General features: G+C 70.8%; 16 protein-coding genes. 7 read left to right on the forward strand and 9 right to left on the reverse strand.

Features of this window, described 5'->3' with window-relative positions:
• The first annotated feature begins 99 nt into the window (after nucleotides 1–99).
• Nucleotides 100–771: a phosphoribosyltransferase gene (locus BLJ79_RS20505; protein ID WP_071216646.1), complete on the forward strand. Its 672-nt coding sequence runs from the start codon at nucleotides 100–102 to the stop codon at nucleotides 769–771.
• Between the two features lie 15 nt (nucleotides 772–786).
• On the opposite strand, the gene BLJ79_RS20510 is transcribed toward BLJ79_RS20505, so the two are convergent.
• Nucleotides 787–2259 carry an MFS transporter gene (locus tag BLJ79_RS20510; protein ID WP_071216647.1) on the reverse strand — a complete coding sequence of 491 codons (1473 nt, stop codon included), beginning with the start codon at nucleotides 2257–2259 and terminating at the stop codon, nucleotides 787–789.
• Nucleotides 2260–2520: 261 nt separating this feature from the next.
• On the opposite strand from BLJ79_RS20510, the gene BLJ79_RS20515 reads away from it, so the two are divergent.
• Both BLJ79_RS20515 and BLJ79_RS20520 read left to right on the forward strand, forming a co-directional pair.
• On the forward strand, nucleotides 2521–2787 hold the full coding sequence (locus tag BLJ79_RS20515) for a GlsB/YeaQ/YmgE family stress response membrane protein (RefSeq protein ID WP_071216648.1): 267 nt from the start codon (nucleotides 2521–2523) through the stop codon (nucleotides 2785–2787).
• A gap of 279 nt (nucleotides 2788–3066) precedes the next feature.
• Nucleotides 3067–4701 carry an ABC-F family ATP-binding cassette domain-containing protein gene (locus BLJ79_RS20520; RefSeq protein WP_071216649.1) on the forward strand — a complete coding sequence of 545 codons (1635 nt, stop codon included), beginning with the start codon at nucleotides 3067–3069 and terminating at the stop codon, nucleotides 4699–4701.
• 72 nt (nucleotides 4702–4773) lie between these two features.
• Here the strand turns inward: BLJ79_RS20520 and BLJ79_RS22660 are convergent, their stop codons facing one another.
• On the reverse strand, nucleotides 4774–5346 hold the full coding sequence (locus tag BLJ79_RS22660; protein ID WP_083411524.1) for an META domain-containing protein: 573 nt from the start codon (nucleotides 5344–5346) through the stop codon (nucleotides 4774–4776).
• Between the two features lie 101 nt (nucleotides 5347–5447).
• Between BLJ79_RS22660 and BLJ79_RS20530 the strand changes: the two genes are divergently transcribed.
• On the forward strand, nucleotides 5448–6116 hold the full coding sequence (locus tag BLJ79_RS20530; protein ID WP_071216650.1) for a phosphoribosyltransferase: 669 nt from the start codon (nucleotides 5448–5450) through the stop codon (nucleotides 6114–6116).
• Between the two features lie 166 nt (nucleotides 6117–6282).
• On the opposite strand, the gene BLJ79_RS20535 is transcribed toward BLJ79_RS20530, so the two are convergent.
• From BLJ79_RS20535 to BLJ79_RS20545, 3 genes are all read right to left on the reverse strand, one after another.
• Entirely contained in the window at nucleotides 6283–7653 is a 1371-nt protein-coding gene (locus BLJ79_RS20535; protein WP_071216651.1) for an MFS transporter, read from the reverse strand.
• 234 nt (nucleotides 7654–7887) lie between these two features.
• Complete coding sequence (hpaB, locus tag BLJ79_RS20540; RefSeq protein ID WP_083411516.1) at nucleotides 7888–9339, reverse strand: 4-hydroxyphenylacetate 3-monooxygenase, oxygenase component; 1452 nt, start codon at nucleotides 9337–9339, stop codon at nucleotides 7888–7890.
• Nucleotides 9340–9420: 81 nt separating this feature from the next.
• Nucleotides 9421–9960 carry a flavin reductase family protein gene (locus BLJ79_RS20545; protein ID WP_083411517.1) on the reverse strand — a complete coding sequence of 180 codons (540 nt, stop codon included), beginning with the start codon at nucleotides 9958–9960 and terminating at the stop codon, nucleotides 9421–9423.
• 190 nt (nucleotides 9961–10150) lie between these two features.
• On the opposite strand from BLJ79_RS20545, the gene BLJ79_RS20550 reads away from it, so the two are divergent.
• Complete coding sequence (locus tag BLJ79_RS20550; RefSeq protein WP_071216688.1) at nucleotides 10151–10867, forward strand: IclR family transcriptional regulator; 717 nt, start codon at nucleotides 10151–10153, stop codon at nucleotides 10865–10867.
• An 88-nt stretch (nucleotides 10868–10955) separates the two neighbouring features.
• Here BLJ79_RS20550 and BLJ79_RS20555 read toward each other — a convergent pair whose 3' ends face one another.
• The 3 genes from BLJ79_RS20555 to BLJ79_RS20565 form a co-directional block, all read right to left on the reverse strand.
• Nucleotides 10956–12227, reverse strand: coding sequence for an MFS transporter (locus BLJ79_RS20555; protein WP_071216652.1), 1272 nt, complete (start codon nucleotides 12225–12227; stop codon nucleotides 10956–10958).
• Nucleotides 12228–12334: 107 nt separating this feature from the next.
• Nucleotides 12335–15508, reverse strand: coding sequence for an AAA family ATPase (locus tag BLJ79_RS20560; protein ID WP_071216653.1), 3174 nt, complete (start codon nucleotides 15506–15508; stop codon nucleotides 12335–12337).
• Nucleotides 15505–16671, reverse strand: coding sequence for an exonuclease SbcCD subunit D (locus tag BLJ79_RS20565; protein WP_071216654.1), 1167 nt, complete (start codon nucleotides 16669–16671; stop codon nucleotides 15505–15507). The genes BLJ79_RS20560 and BLJ79_RS20565 overlap by 4 nt, the downstream gene beginning before the upstream one ends.
• Before the next feature lie 79 nt (nucleotides 16672–16750).
• Between BLJ79_RS20565 and BLJ79_RS20570 the strand changes: the two genes are divergently transcribed.
• Entirely contained in the window at nucleotides 16751–17752 is a 1002-nt protein-coding gene (locus BLJ79_RS20570) for an ADP-ribosylglycohydrolase family protein (RefSeq protein ID WP_071216655.1), read from the forward strand.
• Nucleotides 17753–17762: 10 nt separating this feature from the next.
• Nucleotides 17763–19868, forward strand: coding sequence for a bifunctional lysylphosphatidylglycerol flippase/synthetase MprF (locus BLJ79_RS20575; RefSeq protein WP_071216656.1), 2106 nt, complete (start codon nucleotides 17763–17765; stop codon nucleotides 19866–19868).
• A gap of 63 nt (nucleotides 19869–19931) precedes the next feature.
• Here the strand turns inward: BLJ79_RS20575 and BLJ79_RS20580 are convergent, their stop codons facing one another.
• The gene (locus BLJ79_RS20580) at nucleotides 19932–20930 is read right to left on the reverse strand and encodes a 3'-5' exonuclease (protein WP_071216657.1); all 999 of its coding nucleotides are present in this window, start codon (nucleotides 20928–20930) and stop codon (nucleotides 19932–19934) included.
• Between the last annotated feature and the right edge of the window lies 1 nt (nucleotide 20931).

Below are 20931 nucleotides of genomic sequence, written 5' to 3' on the forward strand. Positions count from 1 at the left end.
GGCATCCGTGCGCGCCCCGGCCGTCGGCGGCGCCGGCTCGGGCGGCCGGCTGAGCTGTCCGGTATTCACCCCGGCCCCGAACACGGGCACACTGGAGGCATGGGCAGGCATGCAGCGGTGAAGTTCCACGACCGGGCGCAGGCCGGCGAGCTGCTCGGCGAGGTCCTGGCCGCCCAGGGCCTGGGTGCCGACACCGTGGTGCTCGGGTTGCTGCGCGGCGGGTTGCCGGTCGCCGCGCCGCTGGCCCACAGGCTGGGCGCCGAGCTCGGCGCGCTGGCCGTGCGCAAGCTCGGGGTCCCGGGCCATGAGGAGGTAGCCTTCGGCGCCATCGCCACCTACCGCCGGGTGGCCGGACGCTACCTGGTGCCCTCGGTCCACCACCACGCGCTGGCCTCGGCCGGGACCGCCGGGCTTCGGGCCGTGGAAGAGAGGGCTCCAGCCGAGCTGGAGGTGCTGGCCGCGCGTTTCGCCGACTTCGCGCCGCCGCTGGCCGGGCGCACCGTGGTGCTGTGCGACGACGGCCTGGCCACCGGTGCCACAATGCACGCGTCCCTGGACGTGGTCACCCGGTGCGGGGCGGACCAGGTCGTCGTCGCGGTCCCGGTGGCACCGCGGGAGCGGGCGCACGCCATGGAAGGGGCATCGGCGATCGTCGTCCTCCACTCCCCGCGCGATTTCTCCGCCGTCGGCAGCCACTACGAGGACTTCTCCCAGGTCCAGGAGGAGACCGTGGCGGCGCTGCTGCGCGGTTCGCGGAACCCCGACGCGTAGCCGTCCGGCCGGCGGCTACCCCCGGGTGCGCCGGCGCTGGTCGGCGAGCGCCACCAGCAGCGTGATCAGCACCACCGCGGCAATCGAGGCCAGGCCCACGCTCATGGCCGTGTCCCAGGCCGTGGCGGACAGCGTGGCGAAGAAGATGGCGGTCATCATGGCGATGCCCACGGCCGTGCCGATGCGCTGGGAGGTCTGCATCACTCCCCCGGCGCTGCCGGAGTGCTCGGCGGGCACCTCGAGCATCGTCAGGGCCTGGTTCGGGGCGATGATCGCGCCCTGGGCGATGCCCACGAACGCGAGCGTGCCCAGCAGCCACCACAGCCCCACGCGCCCGCTCGCGTGCAGCTCGATGACCACGATGCTGGAAAGCAGTCCGAGAAGCGCGCACAGGATCCCGAGGATCACGATCTTGCGCCCGTATTCCATTACCCGCAGCCCGGCCAGGTGCGAGCTGGCCGCCGCGCACAGTGCCGCCGGCAACCCGAGCAGCCCGGCATCCAGCGCCGTGAACCCCTGACCGTCCTGGACGTAGATGGCCACCAGCACCCACACGCTGGAGATCCCCACGAAGTACAAGCCGGCGATCAGCGTGCCGAGGGTGAAGGAGCCGATGCGGAACAGGTCCAGGTCGACCATCGGGGCGTACCCGCGGGCCGCGTAGCTCCGTTCCCACAGCACCCATCCGGCGACCACGGCCAGCCCGCCGGGCAGCAGCCACCACACCCAGGCGCTCTCGCGTCCCTGCACGAAGGGCAGCAGCATTCCCAGCACTCCGAGTCCCAGCAGCGTGCTGCCTACCGGGTCCAGGTCGGTGGCCCGCCGGCTGCGGCGCCCGGCACCGGGTGCGGGTTGCGGTTCCGGGCGTGCGGCCTGGGTGAACATCGGCCGCGGGAACCAGCGCAGCGCCAGCACGATGGCCAGCGCCCCGACCGGGACGTTGACCAGGAAGGTCGCCCGCCATCCGGCATCCGGACCCAGCAGCGCGATCAGCGCCCCGCCAAGCAGCGGGCCGATCGCCACCGAGAAGCCGACCACGGTGCCCATGGCGCCGTAGGCCCGCCCCCGCTCGGGGCCGCGGAAGTATTGCTGGATCATGCCCAGCACCTGCGGGTTGACCAGCCCCGATCCCACGCCCTGGACGAACCGGGCGATGTTCAGGCTCAGCGGATCCGGTGCCAGCCCGGCGGCCACCGAGGACAGGGTGAAGACCGCGACCCCGGCGATGAACAGGGCGCCGCGGCCATAGACGTCCCCGGCGCGCCCGGCGGCCACCAGCACGACCCCGAAGGTCAGCGCGTAACCGGCCAGCACCCATTGGATGTCCGATTGCGAGGCGCCGAGGCCCGCCTGGATCGCCGGGAGCACGACGTTGACGATCGACACCCCCACGAGCGACATGAACATGGTGACCAGCAGGACCGCCAGGATCCGCCAGCGCCCGGGGTCCGGCACGTGGCTCTGGGCTTCCGGCACCTCGCCGCGCATCGTGTCCTCCTTCGTTTCTCCCTCTATTCATACGCGCTGCCGGCACCGGCGCCAAAGACCCACGCCACAGCCGCGATTGATGCCGGGCCCCGGCACCGGCCAGGTTGCGGCTGCCGTGGTGCGGACTCCCGCGCGGATTCGCCGCCCGCCGCGCATTGCGTACCGGCGGCTTGCGCCGTAAATTGTTGCTCGTCCGGGGTTGGGCGCCGTCCGCACGGACGGCCCGGGACCCGGGCGCCCTATGTCTCGAAGGAGCACCCGATGGGGCTGGTTGGTTGGATCATCCTGGGCCTTGTCGTCGGCGCCCTGGTCAAGAACATCATGCCCGGGCGCGTCAACGGCGGCTGGTTCACCTCGCTGGCCCTGGGGGTGGCGGGAGCCATCGTCGGCGGCTGGATCGGCAGCCTCGTCTTCCACACCGGGCTCGGCGGGCTCCTCAACCTGCGCACCTGGGTCCTGGCCATCGTCGGCGCGGTGATAGTCGCCGGGGTCTACGGCGCCATCCGCCAACGGCGCCTGGACCGCTAGTCCCGGCAGGTGCCTGCCCCTCTCGCACTGCTCGACAGCCCGCGCCATCCGTTGCTATGGTTTGGCCCATGATGGTTGTCTACCTGTAATCGGTTCGCCTGCCGGCGCTTGCCCCCATGGGGCGCGTCCGCCGGGCCGCTCGGTGCGCAACCCCTGCCCTGTCCATCGCCGTACCGGCGGTCCTGGCATCCGCGCCCGCGCACCCTAACCCCGATGACAGCAAGCGCAGCGGTCCGGCCCCGCAACCGGCAACTGCGCGCAAATACCTGGGACACCATCATGAAAACCCAACTTTCCCTGCACGGGATCACCTTTTCCTTCCCCGCGCGGACCGTGTTCCGCGAGCTGGACCTTGCCGTGCGCCCCGGCGAACGGCTGGGCCTGATCGGCGAGAACGGCGCCGGCAAGACCACGTTGCTGCGCCTGCTGGCCGGCGAGCTCACCCCGGATCGCGGGACGGCCATCCGGCAGGCCGCCGGGGGAATCGGCTACCTGCCGCAGCAACCCCGCGTCGAACCGGGATGGAGCGTCGCGGACTTCACGTCCCATGCCCTGGCCCCGGTGCGCGAGCTCGAAGCCAGGATCTCCGCCGCGGCCGAAGCCCTCGCGCGCGCACGCGAGGACCGGCTGCCCGCGGCCCTGGAGGATTACGCGCGCCTGGCAGCAGAGCACGAGGCCCGCGACGGTGCCGGTGCCGCACGCCGCCTGGCCGCCTCGGCGCACCGGCTGGGCCTGGGCCGGCTCCCGGGCAAGCGGCCGATGTCCACGCTTTCCGGCGGGGAGCAGTCGCGGTTGTCGCTGGCGGCCACGTTGGCGGCCAACCCCGAGGTGCTGCTGCTCGACGAACCCACCAACAACCTGGACGCGGCGGGCCTGCACTGGCTGGAGCAGCGCCTGTCCACCCATCGCGGGACGGTGGTGTTCTGCACGCACGACCGCCTGTTCCTGGGGCAGGTCGCCGAGGCGATCCTTGAGCTCGACGGCGGTGTGCCCACCCGCCATGCCGACGGCTACGACGGATACCTTAGGGCCAAGGCCGCCGAACGCCGGGCCGTCGTCTTGTCCCGGGAGCAGTGGGAGGAAGACCTGGCGCAGGCCGCGCGCCTGGGGCTGCATTCCGGGACCGCCGTGGCCGCGATCCCGCGGAAGGCCGAGAAGCCCGGATTCGGCCACGGGGCGTTCCGGGCCCGCGACCGCTCGCACGGTTCCTCCGGGGCCTTGCGCCGGGCCAAGACCCGCATGGCCCGGCTGCGGGCCAACGAGGCCGCGGTTCCCGTCGAGCCCCTGCGGTTCACCTCAGGCCCGCTGTCGGTCGCCGGCCACGGGGACGAGCTCCGTCCCGTGGTGCTGGAGCTGGCCGATGTGCGTGTTCCCGTTCGCCTGGGCATCGACCTGCTGCAGGTTCGCGCCGGGGAACGGGTCCTGGTCACCGGTCCCAACGGCGCCGGGAAATCCACGCTGCTCGAGGTGATCGCCGGGGTGCTGGAGCCGGCCTCCGGAACCTGCTCGGTCAACCAGGCGGTGGGATACCTGCGCCAGCAGCCCACCGATTTCCCCGCGCACTGGCTGGCTGCCCAGGCCTTCTGCCAGGGTTCGGGGCGGGATCTCGACGAGGACCTGGGGCAGTTGCTGTCCCTGGGCCTGTTCCGGCCAGGGGAACTGGTCGCGCGCGTGGGGGCCATGTCGCTGGGCCAGCGGCGCAGGCTCGATGTGGCGCGGCTCTTTGCCCGGCCGGCGGAATTGCTGCTGCTCGATGAGCCGACCAACCACCTGTCCCCCGCACTGGCCGACGACCTGGAGCAGGCACTGGAGGCCTTCGCCGGCACCGTCGTGATGGTCAGCCACGACCGGGCGCTGCGCTCCGCATTCGACGGGCGCCGGATCCACCTGGAAAACGGGAACATCGTGCAGTAGCCGGTGAATCGGCAATCGCCGGAACCGGCCTGGTCGATGCCCCCTCGCACCTCCCCGCCCGCATCGCAAGGGTCATTGGGCGACGTTGAGGCGCGGCAGCGTGCCGATCTCCTGCCCGTCGGCGTTGGTGACGTGGAGGGTGTCGCCCTTCACCTGCACCACCGCGGCCGAAGAAAGCCAGGTGTCCATCCCGAGACAGGCCACCAGGGTCATGATCTCGTCGTTCAGCTCGATGCGCGCCCCGTCCACCACCCAGGATCCTGCAAGCGAATTGCACCCGTCGTTGCCGTTGAAGCGTCCGGTCTCGGAGAACCACAGCACCGGGGATCCCTCGGTCGCCCCGCCCCACTGCCCCGTGACCGCGGCGGCAACCGGGCCGCTCGGTGGCGGCAAAGGCACGGCGATCGTCGGCACCCAGGCTCCCGACTCCGGCAAAGGTGTTGGCGGCGTGGGTCTCGGTGCCGGCACCGCGCTGGTCGGTATGGCCCGCGGCCCGCCGTTGGCGTCGGTGGGTCCGACGTTTTCCAGGCGCAAGAACACGCTGGGCGCGGTGCTTTCCGGCGTCGATGTGCCCGGTCCGGACCCGCACCCGGCCAGGGCCAGGGCGAGCGCCGCGGCCAGGACGAGGGCCGGAGATCGCTTCATGCCCACATGCTAGCCGCAATATCAAGTGTTTGGCCCGCAATGCGGCCACGGGATCGTGGCTGCGGCGCCTCCGGGGCCCGCACTGGTGCACACTAAGAGACATGACACCCGAACACATTGCCCCCAACCGCTTCGCGGACCGCACGGCCGCCGGCGAATTCCTGGCGGTCGACCTGCAGCGGTATTCCCGGGACCCGAACGCGCTGGTGCTCGGCCTGCTGCGCGGCGGAGTCCCGGTGGCCGCGGAAATCGCCGCGCGGCTGGGGCTGCCGCTCGATGCCCTGGCGGTGCGCCGCCTGGTGATGCCCGAACGCACCGACATCGCCTTTGCCGCGCTGGCCGCCTACGGGGAGCACACCTCGCTGAAGTACATCGAAGGTGTCTGGGACTCGGCGCAGCTGCGCTTCGAGAAGGAGATCCTGGACGAGGTCGAAACCGACGCCCGCAAGGAGCTGGACGAGCTGCGGGCCCGCCTGGTGGGCCAGTCCGTGCTGCCGGTGGCCGGTCGCACCGTGATCCTGGTCGACGACGGGATGGCCAGCGGGGCGACCATGCTCGCCGCGGTGGAGCTGATGCGCGAAGCCAAGGCGGGACGCATCGTGGTGGCCGTCCCGGTGGCCCCGGCCCCGGCGCACAAGGCGGTCCAGCCGCTGGTCGACGAATTCATCTGCGCCATCACCCCGCGGGTCTTCCACTCCGTCAGCGCCTTCTACTCGCGCTTCGACTCGCTGGCCGACTACGAGATCCTGGCCCTGGTTCCGCACCTCTAGCCGGCAATGCCGCGCGGTGCCCGGGCAATGCCCGGGCGATTCCCGGGCGCAAGCAGCAAAGGGGCCCAGTTGCTCCCGCTCCCCGAAAATCGGGGACCGGGGGCCGCTGGGCCCCTTGCTTGTTCGTCGCTTGCGCGGTGCGCGGACGGCGCACCGGTCGTGGTGGCTAGGTGAGCTGGTCGCGCTGCGCCGCATCGTGGGTGGCCTGCAGTTCCGGGTCCACGTCCTCGACGTGCAGGTTGTTGCCCTTGGTTTCCCCGACCCACAGCACCGCGGCGACCGAGATGACGGTCAGCACCATGATGTAGATGGCGATGGAGATCGACTTGCCGGTTTCCTCCAGCAGGATCTGGGCGACGGTCGCCGCGAAGGCACCGCCAAGGATTGCACCCAGGGCGTAGCCGATGGAGATGCCCGAGTAGCGGATGTGCGCCGGGAACATCTCGGCGTACATGGCGGACTGCGGTCCGTAGGACAGCCCCAGCCCGGTGGTCAGCACAAAGACCGATAGCCCGTAAAGGAAGATGGATCCGGTGTCGATGAGCATGAACATCGGGATCATCCAGACAAAGACGATGCCGTAGCCGATCACGAAGGTGTTCCGGCGTCCCAGGTGGTCGGAGAGCCAGCCGCCGACCAGGGTGAAGATCAGCCAGCCGACGGCACCGATGGTGGTGGCCAGCAGCACCGGGGCGACCGGCATGCCCAGGACCTTGGTGGTGTAGGAGATGAAGAACGCGATGACCAGGTAGCCGGCGGCGTTGTTGGAGATGAAGATCAGCGCGGCCTGGATGACTTCCTTGGTGTTGGTCTGGAACAGCTGCTTCAGCGGGGTGTGCTCGGATGCCTTGCGCAGCGCCAGCTGCTTGAAGACCGGGGATTCCTCGACGGCCTTGCGGATCAGGTAGCCGACCACGATCAGCACGACCGAGAGCAGGAAGGGGATGCGCCAGCCCCAGGCGCCGAACTGTTCGGGGGTCATCGAGGTGCGCAGGATGTAGAGCATGCCGGTGGCCAGGATCATGCCGATCGGGACGCCGATCTGCGGGTAGGCACCGAAGTAGCCGCGCTTGTTCTTCGGGGCGTGCTCGACGGCCATCAGTGCCGCGCCTCCCCATTCGCCGCCGGCGGAGAAGCCTTGGACGATGCGCAGCAGCACCAGCAGCAGCGGGGCCGCCACGCCGATCTGCGCGTAGGTCGGCAGCATGCCGATCAGCGCGGTGGCCGCGCCCATCATGATCAGGGTGGCGACCAGGATGCGCTTGCGCCCGTACTTGTCCCCCAGGTGGCCGGCCACGATGGCGCCCAGCGGGCGGAAGAGGAAGGAGATGCCGATCATGGCGAAGGCCAGGATCTGCCCGAAGCCCGGGTTCGACTTGCTCAGGGGTTCCAGGAACAGCGGGCTCAGGAGGGTGGCGGTGAGCTGGGCAAAGATGAAGAAGTCGTACCACTCGATGGTGGTGCCGACCAGCGTGCCGGCAAGGACGCGGCGTTCCTCGGAACGTTTCTTGCTTGCAGCCAGGGAGGTGCGGGCCATGGGGATCTCCAGCGGTTGGCGCTAGGCGCGGTGTGAGTGTGGTTATACCGACCGTTCGGACGGTAAGCGGCTGTGACCATGGTAACCCATGATCGTGAGTTCACTCACGTGCCTCCGGCCGGGGGTTCGTCCGCCCACCTCTTCCGGCGCCGGCTCCGCGCCGGTCCGGCGCCCGCAACGCACAGGAGCACGGCATCGCAACGGGGCGACCGGCCAGGGGAATCCGTTCAGGAATCAGTGGTCGCGGGCCAGGAATTCGCGCACCCTGGCGCGCACCGGCTCGCGGTCGTAGCCGTTGACCATGGCCCCTGCCATGCGGACGGGGTCCCCGAAGAAAAAGTACTCGTAGAGCGACTGGCGCCCGGCGAACCCGGTGATCGACGCATCGTAGGCGAGCTTGAACAACGCGATGCGCTCGGGCCCGGTCAGCGACTTGCCCTGCAGGTACTTGGCGATGTCCTCGCCGGCAACTTCCAGGTCCGCCTGCCCCGGCAGGGCCATCAGCCCCGAGGCGCACATCTTGCGGATGATCTCCGGGTAGCGCTGGGAGATCTTCGGGTACCAGTTCCGCGCCGCGTTCAGAGTCTCCCAATGCGGCAGCAACACCCCGTCGACGCTCATGGCTGCCTGCGCCTCGGCGGCCACCACCAGCGCCTTGCCGATTTCCACGTTGCGGATCAGCTCGGCCAGGTCCTCCTGGATGTGCGCGAAGCCGTCGATGCCGATGGCCGCGCCGATCTCCGAGGCCAGGCCGAGGAAGAATTCGGATTTGGCCACGGTGCGGGTGACGACTTGGTGGGTCATCAGCGCGCCGGCGCCGGTGTCGGTGTACCACGCGTTGCACAGCTCCGGGTGCCCGAGCATGAAGATCCGGTCGTTGGGGACGAACACGTCGTCGAAGACCACCACCGCGTCGATCTCGTCGAAGCGCGCGGCCAGCGGCTCGTCGTGCATGTTCCCCCCGTTGTGCAACCCGGTGCGGCAGAGGTAGCGCAGCCGCGGGGCGTCGTTGGGCACCGCCACGGCGAAGGAGTACGGGGCGTCCTCCGGGGTTCCGCGCAGCACCGTGGAGGGGAAGACCAAAAGCTCGTCGGCGATCGGGGCGACGGTGGCCAGCATCCTGGCCCCGTTGATGATCACCCCGTCGGAGCGTTCCTCCACGATGCGGGCGGTGAGCTGACCGCCCATTTGCTCGGATCCCGAAACCGAGCGGTTGACCTGGGGCGGAATCAGCGTGTGCGTGGCCAGCAGGTCGTTTTCGCGCGCGAACTCGTAGTACGCCTCGATGCGTTCCCCGTAGACCGGGTCGCCCTTCGCGAAGAAGGTCTTGGCGCTGGCCAGGGCGGTGAGCGCGGAGTTCATGTAGTCGGCGGTGCGGCCCAGGAATCCATGGGAGTACTGCGCCCAGGTGTTGGTGGCGGCCCGGCGTTGGGCCAGGTCCTCCGGGGTGCGCGGAATCAGGAAGGAGGCATTGACCCTCTCTCCGGTGGTGGGCGAGATGCAGGTGAGGGCGTCCTGGTACGCCGGGTCGTGCTGCATGTCAAAGAGCCGGGCGTAGGTCTGCGCCAGGTTCTTGAAGGCGGGGTGCTGCGTGAGGTTCTTCGACACCACCTCCCCGTCGATCACCAGGTGCGGGGACATCGCATCGAGCTTGTCCAGGAACTGTTGGCCGGTTCGGATTCCCATGGTGAGGACCTCTTTTTGCGTGGTGGGCTTTCTTCGGATGTGGCGGCGGTGTGCGGGAAGGGACATGCGGCGGGCGCGGACCTAGAGCAGCTCCTCGACGCCGAGTTGGCTTTCGGGGATGGTGGTGAAGGCGGAGTTGGCGAAGGCCAAGGCGTCGCCGCGGCGGTAGTTGAAGTCCTGGACCTCGCCCAGGTACAGGGTGTGGTCCCCGCCGTCGTAGGCGGCCCACGGGGTGCAGGAGAAATAGGCGAGCACCCCGGCCAGACGCGGGGCGGTCTCCCCCTCGACCCAGACCGGCTCGTGGCTCGGGCGGCCGGCGAAGTGCAGGGCCAGCGCCTTTTGCTCGGCACCCAGGATGTTCACGGTGAACGGCGTGTTGGCCAGTTCGTCGTGGGCCCTGGACTTGCGGGCGATGGACACCAGCACCAGCGGCGGGTCCATGGAGACGGAAGTGAAGGAATTGACGGTGATCCCGTGCCGGCGGGTTGCCCCGTCGAAGGTCACGATGGCGACGCCGGTGGCAAAACGCCCGAGACTGCCGCGGAAATGTGGCAATGTTGAGGCATCGATCCTGCGCGGGACTCCGCCCTCTGCGGCTCCCCTGCTGCGCGGAACGATCATGGCGTGCTCCCGGATCCATTTCCAGCCGTTCGGTTCCTCGCAACGGAGGAGGAAATGTTCTAATATCGAACGTATAGTTCCAATAAAGAACTCTATTTGCACCATAGCCCAGCACCGGTTGGCCAACAACCCCCGGAAGCAACCGGCACGCCACATCAGCACGATTCCCCAGAGGATGGCCACCAAACCCATGACTGCCACCAGCGCCCCCGCCCCGGCATCGCAAACCCTGTCCCGCGGCATCCGCATGCTCGAGATCCTGGCCGAGGCCGACGGACCGCGGACCATTGCGGAACTCGCGGCCGACATGGGTGTGCACCGCTCGATTGCCTACCGGATCCTGCGCACCCTGGAATCCCACCGCCTGGTCACCCGCGACGAGTCCGGGCGGGTGCACGGGGCCCCCGGGCTTGCGGTACTGGCCCGCGGGGTGCAGCGCGACCTGCAAAGCGCGGCGCTGCCCGAGCTGACGGTGCTGGCCAATGAGTTGAAGATGTGTGCGTTCATCGCCGTGTGGGACCAGCCGGACTGCACCACGCTGGTGACGGTCGAGCCGCGCCACGTGCACGCCACGGTGGTGCAGCACCCGGGAACCCGGCACCCCTTCGGGCACGGGGCGCCGGGCATCGCCATGCAGTCCACGCTCACCGCGGAGCAGTGGAACGAACTCAACCACGAGACGCCGTACCGGGACAACGCCGCCGTCGCCCGTGCCCAGGGATACGCCACCAGCATCGACGAGGTGATCCCCGGCCTGTCCTCGGTGGCCGCGCCCATCAACGTGCCGGGCCGGCTTCCGGCGGCCGTTGCGGTGGTCTACAGCACCGGGTCGAACACCAGCGAGGTCGCTGCCATCGGCGAGAGGATGAAGGCCGCGGCGCTGGCGATCGAGGCCGAACTGGCCTAGGAAGTTCCCAGCACGCGAAAAAGCGGGCGCCGGCACCCGGAAAAATCCGTGGTGCCGGCGCCCGCTCGAGGTTTCCGGGCCGGTGCGGTCAGGCGCGCGGGCCGTTGCCGGACATCATGATGCGGCGCTGGCGCTGGCGCAGGATCGCCATGGCGATGCCGGCGGCCAGGATCAACCCGGCGGCCCCGGCGGCCACCGCGTAGGCTCCGGCATAGCCGTGGGAATCGGCCAGCAGCCCGGCCAGCGAGTTGCCGATGGCGGTGCCCACCACGATCCCCGAGGACAGCAGCGTCATGACCGTGGACAGGCGCTCGCGCGGGGCGATTTCCCCGCCGAGGGTGAAGATCGTGACCAGCACCGGGCCCACGGGGATGCCCACGATCAGCAGTGCGGCAATCATCGGGGCAAGGTCCCCGGGAAGCTGCAGGGCCAGCGCTGCCGGGACCATGAAGATCGCCGCGGCGAGCCAGCGGCTGGCTTGCGGCCATCCGCTGGGCCAGAAGGCCACCGAGAGCGCGGCGATCGCGGAGGTGAACCCGACCGCGGCGTACAGCAGCCCGCCGATGTTCGCGTTGCCCAGCGCCCCGGCAAAGGCCAGGGTTCCGGCGGCACTCGCGCCGAAGAAGGTCCCCATGCCGATCATGCCGGCCACGGCGAAGGAAATCCCGGTGACCTGGTTGGCGCTGAGCTTCACCTTCACGGCGTTCCGCGCCGCGGGCAGCACGGCCTTTTCGGTGCGGTGCACCGCGAAAAGCGGGACCAGCACGATGGTCAGGACCGCGGCGATGGCCAGCGGCAGCCAGGGTGCGACCAGCGCGGCGAACAGGCCCACGGCCGCCGGGCCGAGCACGAAGCCCAGCTCGTCGACCATCGACTCGTAGCTCAGTGCGGCGGAGAGCTCGCGTCCCCCGGTGTCGCGCTTGCGGGTCAGCGCCATCCAGCGCACACGGGCCAGCGGGCCAACCTGCGGGCCGGTGGCACCGGCCAGGATGGCCAGCAGCACTATGACGCCCAGCGGCGCCAGCGGACCGGCACCCCCGAACCAGAGCAGCGCGGTGATAAAGATGGCCTGGGCCACCGCCACCGGGACCAGCACGCGGCGCTGGCCGAATCGGTCCGAGAGGTAGCCGATGGTCGGCCCTCCCACGGCCGAGCCGATCCCGACCATGGCGGCGGCCATGCCGCCGGCGGCGTAGGAGCCGGTCGAATCGATCAGCAGGGTCATGGAGCCGATGGTCAGCATGGCCAGCGGCAGGCGGGCAAAGAAGCCCAGTGGGAAGAAGGCCCAGCCGACCAGCGGCGGAAGCGCCGCATAGGGCGAGGGCTGGGGCGTTGTTTTCCTGGAAACGGAATTACTCATGGTGATGACGGGCACTCCACATACACGCGTGTACCGTCCCTGCCTCCCGCTACACAAAACCCTTGGCAAACACCAACCAGTCTAGCGGAGGGCCACAAGGGTCCCGGTCACACCCCCGCCTGCATCGACACCGTGGAACCCGTGCGTGACTTGTGCACATTCAGCTGGGTGGTGATGCGCTGCTTCATGTCCGCCACGTGCGAGACGACCCCGATGACCCGTCCGCCGCTGCGCAGGTTCTCCAGCGCGTCCATGACCTCCTCGAGCGTCTCGGCATCCAGGGAGCCGAAGCCCTCGTCGACGAAGAGCGTCTCGATGTCGATGCCGCCGCTCTGGTGCTGGATCACGTCGGCCAGCCCCAGGGCCAGGGACAGCGAGGCCATGAACGACTCCCCGCCCGAGAGCGTCTGGGTGTCGCGCCGCACCCCGGTCCAGGAATCAAGGATCTGCAGTCCCAGCCCGGACTTGTTGTTGCCGCGCGGGGTGTCGTCGTGGACCAGCGAGTACCGTTCCCCGGTCATCGCCAGCAGCCGCTCGGTCGCCGCCAGCGCCACCGACTCCAGCCGGGCCGCCAGCACGTAGGTGCTCAGCGTCATCTTCAGCCGGTTCTCCCCCGCGCCGCGGGCCAGGTCGGCAATGCCCTTGAGCGTCTCGAAGCGTTCGACGACAGGTCCGGCCTCCACGACCAGCGCGGCCAGGCGTTCAAGGGCGGTTTCCAGGCGTGCGGCGTAGCTGGCGAGCACCGCGTCGCGGGCCAGCAGGCCGTCGCGTGCCGCCGCGCCCCGGGCCACGGACTGGCCGGCGGCCTCGAGTTCATCCTCGTCCGGGGCGCCGATGCCTTCGGCGGCCTCGGTGCGGGCCAGCTCGATCCCCGGCGCCTCGGCCAGGGTCTTGATGCGCACGGCCGCGTCGTTGTGCGCGCGCACCCGTGCCTGCTCGGTGGAGCGCCGGGCATCGTCCAGCTGCAGCTCCTTCCAGGCGGCGGTGTCCGCCGCCCCGATCTCGTCCAGCTTGCCCGCCCACAGGAGCCGCGCATCCTCCAGGGCGGCGCCCGCGTCGAGGCGCACCTGAACCGCGCCGGCCACGGTTTCCAGGGACTTCGCGGCTGCGGACAGGGCCAGGTGGCGTTCGGTGAGGGACTGGCCGTCCCTGCCCAGCTTGGCCAGCCGTGCAGCGAGCTTGGTCGCCTTCGCCGCCTCGGCCTGCTTCCTGGCGGCCGCGACCTCAAGTGCGGTGGCGGCCGAGGCCAGTGCCGCCTTCAGGGCTTCGAGCTCGGTTTCGGCCGTTTCCAGCGCCCGGGCCGCGGCGGCGGATTCGCCCGCCGAGGCCAACGCCTGGGCGTGCGCGTCGGTGGCCGTCTTCAGCTCGGCCTCCGCTTCCTCGGTCGAGAGCTCGCCGATCTTGCCGCGGCCGACATCCAGGGCGGTGTCCGCCTGCTTCAGCGCGCTGCGGTGTTTCTCCTCGGTCTTTTCCGCCGTGGCCAGCAGCGCCTGGGCCGCCTCGATGTCCTGGGCCCCGATCAGTTCGCCCTCGGGCAGGGTGGCCGGTTCCGGGTGCGTGGTCGATCCGCACACCAGGCAGGGTTCCCCGTCGACCAGTTCCCGGGCCAGTGCCGCGGCCGACTGCTCCAGGCGCAGGGAGATCAGCGCGGCGACCCGCTCCCGGGCCTCAATGGTTGAGGTGCGTGCCTTGTTCCAGGCGCTGTGCGCGGTGACCTGCGCCTTTTCCGCCTTGGTGCGTGCGGCCACGGCGTCGCGGCGTTCGGTGGCAAGCCGCACCGCGGATTCCAGGCCCGGTGCGGATTCGGCGAGCGCGGCCAGTTCCCCGTTCCGGGTGCGCAGGACCGGGAGCTGGTCCCCGAGTGCCTGGATGCGGGTGGATCGCTCCGCCTGCTTGAGGGTGCCGGCCTCGATGTCCTCCTGCAGGGTGTCGATGTCCCGGCGTGCCTGGGCCAGTTCGGCTTCCTCGGGCAGCGCGGCCTCGATCAGGGCCGCGGCGGCACGGGAGTCCTTGGCCGCGGCGCCGGCATGCCCGCCCAGGGCCTCGAGCGACTGGGCTTCGGGCTCCTCGCTGCGCGCGGCGGCCAGCAGGGTTTCGCTGCCTGCATCCCGGGCATCCAGTGCCGCCCTGGCCTCGCCGGATTCGATCGCGGACACCGCGTCGGCCAGCCGGTGCTGGGCCTTCTCGGTTTTGGTCCGGGCGTCGAGCAGCTGCTGGTGGTACGGGCGCAGGCCGACGGCGCGGGCGTCGGCCTCCAGCAGCGCCCCGAGTGCGGAAATCTCTTCGGCGCGGTCCTCGTGGGAAGCGCGCAGGGTTGACAGCTCGGCCAGCTGGCGGTGCCGGGTGGCCCGCTCATCCAGTGCGGTCCGGGACTTTTGGGCCGCGGCGAGCGCCGCCTCGGCCGAGGCCCGCGCCTCGCCCAGCGCGGTGCGGGTGGCGGCGACGCGTTCGCGCAGCACGGCGCCGAGTTCCGCGTCTTCCCCGGCCTGCAGGTGTTCGCGGGCCTCGGGCGGCAGCCCGGCCTCCGGTGCCGTGCCTTCCCCGGGGTCCTGCCCGTGGTCCCCGGCAGTTTTCCCGGTTTCGGCGTCGTGGAAACCGGCGAACAGCGTGGTCTCGGCGTCGGCCACCAGCGATTGGAGCGTGGTGGTGCGGGCGCGCGCTGCCTCCTCGGCCTCGGCGCGGGCGGCATTGAGGCGCTCGCCCAGGATCCGCTCGGTCGCCGCGTACTCGCTGGTGTCGAAGAGCGAGCGCAAAAGGTCCTCGCGGTCCTTGTCCTTGGCGCGCAGGAACGCGGCAAAGGCGCCCTGGGGCAGCATAGCGACCTTGGTGAACTGCTCCCGGTCCAGCCCCAGCACCTCGGTGAGCAGCTGCCCGACTTCGTCGTTGCGGGTGGATTTCTCCACCCACGCCCYGTCGATGCGTTCGCGCAGCCGGGACTGGGCGTTTTCAAGGGTAAAACCTTTTTTGCTGCGCTTCGAAGGTCTATTCCACGCCGGGGAGCGGGTGACCTCGAAGCGCCGCCCGCCGGTGGAGAACTCGCAGATGACCTCCGGCACCGCATCGGGGGCCGCGTGGTCGCTGCGCAGCGACTTGGACCCGGTCCGCACCCCGGGCAGCGAGCCGTAGAGCGCGTAGCAGATCCCGTCCAGCACGCTGGTCTTCCCGGCACCGGTCTCCCCGTTGAGCAGGAAGATCCCGGCCTCGGAGAGCGCGTCGAAGTCGATGGTCGCCCGCTTGGCGAAGGGGCCAAAGGCCTGCAGCTGCAGCGAATGCACCCTCATGCCTGCACCTTTTCGCTCTTGACCTGGTCCAGCACCGAGACCACCAGTTCTTCCTCGACCTCGCTCAGGGGCCGCATCCGCACGTGGTCGACGAACCCGGCACAGACCTGGACCGGGGAGGTGGCGGCGGCCAGCCGCTGCGCATAGGAGTGGTGCGGATCCTCCGCCCGGTCCTCGGGTTCGAAGTTCAGCACCAGGGTGTCCGGGAAGCGGCCGCGCAGCCGCTCCATGGCCCCGGCGGGCCGGTGGGTGTCGGTCAGGGTGATCTGGCACCAGGCGTCCTGCGCCGAGGCGTAGGCCGGCTCGGTGAGCAGCTCATCGATCTTGCCCCTGAGGATCCGCAGCTCCTTGGATGCGGGCCAGTCGATGCCGCGCACCTCCCCCAGCCCCTTAGGTCCCAGCTCCAGCAGCCAGGCGCCCTTGGAATGCCCGGCCTCGGAGAACGAGTACGGGATCGGGGAACCGGAATAGCGCACGTTGTGCCCCAGGGTCTGCCGACCGTGCAGGTGGCCCAGGGCCGCGTAGGCGAAGTCGGAGAAGAAGGAGGTGGGCACGATTTCCAGCCCGCCGATGCTCAGCTCGCGCTCCGAGTCCGATCCGGCGCCCCCGGCGGCAAAGACGTGCGCCAGCACGATCCCGTGCACCGGGACGCTTGCGGCTTCCTGGCGTTCGGCCAGGTCCGCGCGGACCCGTTCAAGGGCGGCGGCAACCACCGGCGGGTGCCCGGGCTCGGTGACCGACAGGGACTCGGCGACCATGCGCGGCTCCAGGTAGGGCAGCCCGTAGACGGCCACCTCGAACCCGTCCCCGGCGAACACCGCGGGCTTGGCGAGGTCCGCGACCCGGGTGCGCAGGTGCAGCCCGGCGTGCTCCAGCAGTGCCGAGCCGAAGCCCAGGCGCAGTGCCGAGTCGTGGTTCCCGCTGGTGATGACCATGCGCACCCCGGTGTCGCGCAGCCGCACCAGGGTGTCGTCGAAGAGCTTCACCGCGTCCACCGAGGGCAGCGCCCGGTCGTAGACGTCCCCGGACACCAGCAGCACATCGACCGCCTCGGCCTCGATGGTCCCCACGAGCCGGTCGACGAATTCACGTTGGGCCCCAAGCAGCGAGGCCTGGTGGAAGGAGCGGCCCAGGTGCCAGTCGGAGGTGTGCAAGATACGCATGGGTTCCACAGTAGCCAGCGGCGGCCACGAGTTGGTATTCGGCCCGGCCCGCCGGTGCAAAACCACTAGACTTGCTTCCGTGAGTGAATCAACTGATCAGTACGCGCTTCCCGCCGATTTTTCCGACCGTGTCTTCGGGGTCCTGCTGGCCGCGGCCGACGGCGCGGCCCATGCCCGCGATGCGCAGGAGCCCGGCGAAACCGAGACCCTGGCCCTGTACCTGCTCGACGGGCTGCTCGAGGCCCTGGAATGGGCCCACGACGGCGTGGCCTCCGACGAGGCCGCGTGCATGTGGCTGGCCGCGCTGCGCTGGTACAAGCTGGTGAACAAGTCCTTCCCCGAGGGCGCACCCGAGCCGCAGCCGCGCTGGATCGATGAGGCCTTCGCCGGCTCCCCGGCCCTGGCCACGGGCGACTCGCAGAACCTGTTGGCCCTGGACAACCGCGACATGGCCTCGGTGGGCCGCCCGCTCTTCCCGCAGGCCGACACCACCGGGGTGCTCACCCGCGCCGCGTTCGTGGCGTTGCTGCCGCGGGTCGATGAGGCCACCACGGCCAAGATCGCCACCGACGCCGCGGCACTGACCCACGGGTCGCCCGCCGCCCACCGGGCTGCCGGGGCCGCGGCCCTGGTGGTGCGCGCCGCCCTGGAATCCGGGACCGGTTCCGTGGACCGCTGGGCGGCCCTGGTGCAGGAATTCGCCCTCGAGGAACCCGCCGACGACGAGGCGCAGGGCACCGAGGCGGACGCCAACGCGTCGGACTCCGCCGAGCGGCACAGCGACGAAGCGACGGCCGGCGAAACGCCGGACCGGGAACCGGTGAACACCGCCGGGGCCGGGCTCTTCCGGGCCGTCACGTACGTGCGCAACGCGCTGGCACACACCGCACCGAAGGCCGCCTACGACGCGCTCTTCGAGGCCCTGGGCGAGGAGCCCGACGTGGAGACCGCCGCGTTTGCCACCACGCTGTTGGCAGCGGTGCTGGGCACCGATGCGGTGGCCCACCGCCCGGCCTCGGAGATCGACCCGGTCCTCGACGCCATGCACGAGCGCTGGATGGCCCTGACCGCCGGGCAGTAGCGGAACACCGATGCCGACCGCGCACCCGGCAGCCGCCCCCACCCGGTGGGGCTCGATGCTGCGCGCGGTGCGCGGGGCCATCGCCGCGGCCCCGTTCACCGCGGTGCTGTGGCTGGTGGTGCTGGGCGGCGGGATCGCGACCGGCGCCCTGCTCGAAGACATCTCGCACCGGGCATGGTTCGCCGCCTTGTCCTACGGGCTGCCCTCCTTCAGCTCCGGGAACTGGCTGACCACGCTCAGCGGCATGTTCTTCCTGGCCGAACCCGTGGCCTACCTCAGCGTGCTGCTGCTGATCCCGCTGTCCGTGGGCTGGCTCGAAGCCACCCGAGGCACGCGCACCGCGGTGCTGGCATTCTTCGGCGGCCACATCGCCTCGGTCCTGCTGACCGCCGCCGTCCTGCTGCTCTTCCGCGACCTGGGCTCCGAGTGGATCGATGCGCTGGCCAACGACGTCGACGCCGGGCCCTCCGGGGGCATGTTCGCCTGCCTGGCCCTCGCGGCCTGCCACGTGCGCCAGCCATGGCGCGGCCGCTGGCAATTCCTGCTGCTGGCCTTCGCGGTGCTGGGCACCACGCTGGTGGGAGAGATCTCCGACTTGGAACACAGTGCCGCGATCCTGCTGGTGCTGATCCTCAAGCACCGCAGCATGTCCCGGCCCAACGTGCGCGAGCAGCGCTTCATCGCCTGGGCGGGCCTGCTGGGCCTGGTCTTCGTCCAGATCCTGACCCTCGTGGTGCCCACGCACGGACCCTTCGGGCCCACCCGGGCCGGCGGCGGGCACATCGCGGTGCTCATCGACGCGGCGCTGGCCATCGCCCTGGCCCGCGGGCTGCGCAACGGGCGGCGCATCGCCCTGGTCGGCGCCCTGGTGCTCGCGGTGCTCAACGTGCTGCGCGGCGCCCTGGGGATCACCCTGGTGGTGACCATGGGCCCGCAGCTGCCCCAGGCGCACCTGGCCTCGCTGGCCGCTGCCCTGGCCGGGCTGTGGGTGCTGATGCTCGGCTACCTGGTGGTCTGCTGGCGGGCCTTTGGCCTGCGGCCCGTGCGGAAGCTGCCGGCCGATGCGCACGCCGAACCGATCTCCCGCCCCGAGGTGGTCACCGAGCTCAAGCGCCACGGCGGGGGCACGCTGTCCTGGATGGGGACCTGGGAGGGGAACGCGCACCGCCGCTCCCCGGGCGGATCGCTGCTGGCCTACCAGGTGCATGCCGGCTGCGCGATCGCCCTGGGCGACCCGGTGGGCCCGGCCGCCGACCGGGATGCGGCGATGCTCGACTTCGCCCGGGCGGCCGAGGGAGCCGGGCTGGTCCCCTGCTTCTTCTCGGTCACCGCGGCCCCGGCGGCGCCGGTCGATGCCTTCCGCAGCATGCAGATCGCCGAGGACACCATCATCGAGCTGGCGCACCTGGAATTCGCCGGCAAGGCGTGGTCCGATGTGCGCACGGCGCTGAACCGCGCGGCCCGCGAACAGGTGTCCTTCCGGCTGACGGCGCTGATCGACGAGCCGGAGCCGGTGCGCGCTGCGCTGGAGGAGATCTCGGACTCCTGGGCCGGGGACAGGTCGCTGCCGCCGATGCGCTTCACCCTGGGCACCCTGGCCGAGGCCGCGGACCCGGCGGTGCGCGTGGCCCTGGCGCAGGATCCCGGCGGCACCGTCCAGGGATTCCTCTCCTGGCTGCCGGTGCATGGCGCCGGGGGAACCGTGGTCGGGTGGACGCTGGATCTGATGCGCCGGCGCGAGGGCGGGTTCGGGCCGGTCATGGAGTTCCTCATCGCCTCCTCGCTGCGCACGTTTTCCGCCGAGGGAGCCGCCTTCGCCTCGCTGTCCGGGGCGCCGCTGGCCCATGCCGTGCACGGCGCGGGGACCGAACCGGTGGACCGGGTGCTCGCCGCGCTGGCCAGGGCCCTGGAACCGGTCTACGGGTTCGGGTCGCTGCACGCGTTCAAGGCGAAGTTTTCCCCGCGCATCGTGCCGATGTACCTGGTGTACCGCGACGAGTCGGATCTGCCGCGGATCGCCGGGGCGCTGGCCCGGGCGTACCTGCCCGAGGCCAGCGTGGGGCAGCTGGCGCGCGAGGGATTCGGCGCGCTGCGCGTGCTGCGCGGAAGGCGCTAGGCAGCGGTGGCCACTAGCGCGCGCCCGCGCGCGAGGACACGCACGCGCGCGGAGCCGGCCGGCTCAGGCGGCGTCGAAGCCGTCGATCAGCTGCAGGAATTCGCCCTCGGACAGGATCGCCACGCGCTGCCCGGCCTCCTGCAGGCGCAGCACCCGCTTGGCCTTGCCGGTGAGCCGGCCGGTGGACAGGTCCTCGGGCACGAAGCCGTCGCCGACCACCAGCACCGTGGTGGCGCGGGTGACCCGGCTGGCGGTGTTCGCCCCGCGCTCGGCGGAGCGGTCCTTGGCGACCTGCCGCGAGATGCGCAGGTTCCCGGTGAACACCACCATCTCCCCGTACAGCGGGTGCGCCGGGTCGGCCTCCGGGTTTGCGGTGCGGTCCTCGCCCTCCTGCGGCCACGCGGCCCACTCGGGCTGCGCCGGCACGCGGTTTCCGCTGGCGGCCCAGCCCCGGGCGTCGCGGGTGGCCTTGGACAGCGCGTCGCCGGGCACGTAGGCCGGGGCGAAGCCCATCTTCACCTTCAGCGCCTCGGCGGCCGCGGCCACATCCCCGGCGTCCTGGCGGCGGGCGATGTCGATCATGATGTTGGCGCAGGCCCGGGCGTCGGCCAGCGCGTCGTGGTGGTTTTCCATCGGCGAGCCGGCCTCCTCGGCCACGAAGGGCAGCGAGTAGGAGGAGAGCTCGTAGGTGCGCCGGGACATCTTCACGGTGCAGGCGTAGTCGAAGGCCGGGCCGGCCAGTTCGGAGACCTCCAGCGCGGAGCGGATCACGCCGAGGTCGAAGGCGGCGTTGTGCGCCACGAGGGTGTCGGTGCCGATGAAGTTGGCCATCGGGGTGAACAGTTCCCCGAAGCGCGGGGCCTCGGCGACCATGTCCGCGGTGATGCGGTGGATCATCACGTTGCGCGGATCGAAGTGGTCGAATCCCTCCGGCGGGCGCATCAGCCAGGAGGCCTCCTCGACGATGGTGCCGTTGCGCACCCGGCTGAGCCCGACGCTGCAGGCGGAGCCACGGAATCCGTTGGCGGTTTCAAAGTCGATCGATGTAAAGTCCAGGGCCACG

Source organism: Arthrobacter sp. UCD-GKA (genome assembly GCF_001863355.1).
GTDB lineage: Bacteria > Actinomycetota > Actinomycetes > Actinomycetales > Micrococcaceae > Paeniglutamicibacter.

Bases quoted from the DNA above. Each gene is read 5' to 3' on its own strand.
- BLJ79_RS20550 (WP_071216688.1), top strand. From the start codon at position 10,151: ATGACTGCCACCAGCGCCCCCGCCCCGGCATCGCAAACCCTGTCCCGC.
- BLJ79_RS20510 (WP_071216647.1), bottom strand. From the start codon at position 2,259: ATGCGCGGCGAGGTGCCGGAAGCCCAGAGCCACGTGCCGGACCCCGGG.
- BLJ79_RS20505 (WP_071216646.1), top strand. From the start codon at position 100: ATGGGCAGGCATGCAGCGGTGAAGTTCCACGACCGGGCGCAGGCCGGC.
- BLJ79_RS20515 (WP_071216648.1), top strand. From the start codon at position 2,521: ATGGGGCTGGTTGGTTGGATCATCCTGGGCCTTGTCGTCGGCGCCCTG.
- BLJ79_RS20520 (WP_071216649.1), top strand. From the start codon at position 3,067: ATGAAAACCCAACTTTCCCTGCACGGGATCACCTTTTCCTTCCCCGCG.
- BLJ79_RS20535 (WP_071216651.1), bottom strand. From the start codon at position 7,653: ATGGCCCGCACCTCCCTGGCTGCAAGCAAGAAACGTTCCGAGGAACGC.
- BLJ79_RS20555 (WP_071216652.1), bottom strand. From the start codon at position 12,227: ATGAGTAATTCCGTTTCCAGGAAAACAACGCCCCAGCCCTCGCCCTAT.
- BLJ79_RS20545 (WP_083411517.1), bottom strand. From the start codon at position 9,960: ATGATCGTTCCGCGCAGCAGGGGAGCCGCAGAGGGCGGAGTCCCGCGC.
- BLJ79_RS20530 (WP_071216650.1), top strand. From the start codon at position 5,448: ATGACACCCGAACACATTGCCCCCAACCGCTTCGCGGACCGCACGGCC.
- hpaB (WP_083411516.1), bottom strand. From the start codon at position 9,339: ATGGGAATCCGAACCGGCCAACAGTTCCTGGACAAGCTCGATGCGATG.
- BLJ79_RS20575 (WP_071216656.1), top strand. From the start codon at position 17,763: ATGCCGACCGCGCACCCGGCAGCCGCCCCCACCCGGTGGGGCTCGATG.
- BLJ79_RS22660 (WP_083411524.1), bottom strand. From the start codon at position 5,346: ATGAAGCGATCTCCGGCCCTCGTCCTGGCCGCGGCGCTCGCCCTGGCC.
- BLJ79_RS20565 (WP_071216654.1), bottom strand. From the start codon at position 16,671: ATGCGTATCTTGCACACCTCCGACTGGCACCTGGGCCGCTCCTTCCAC.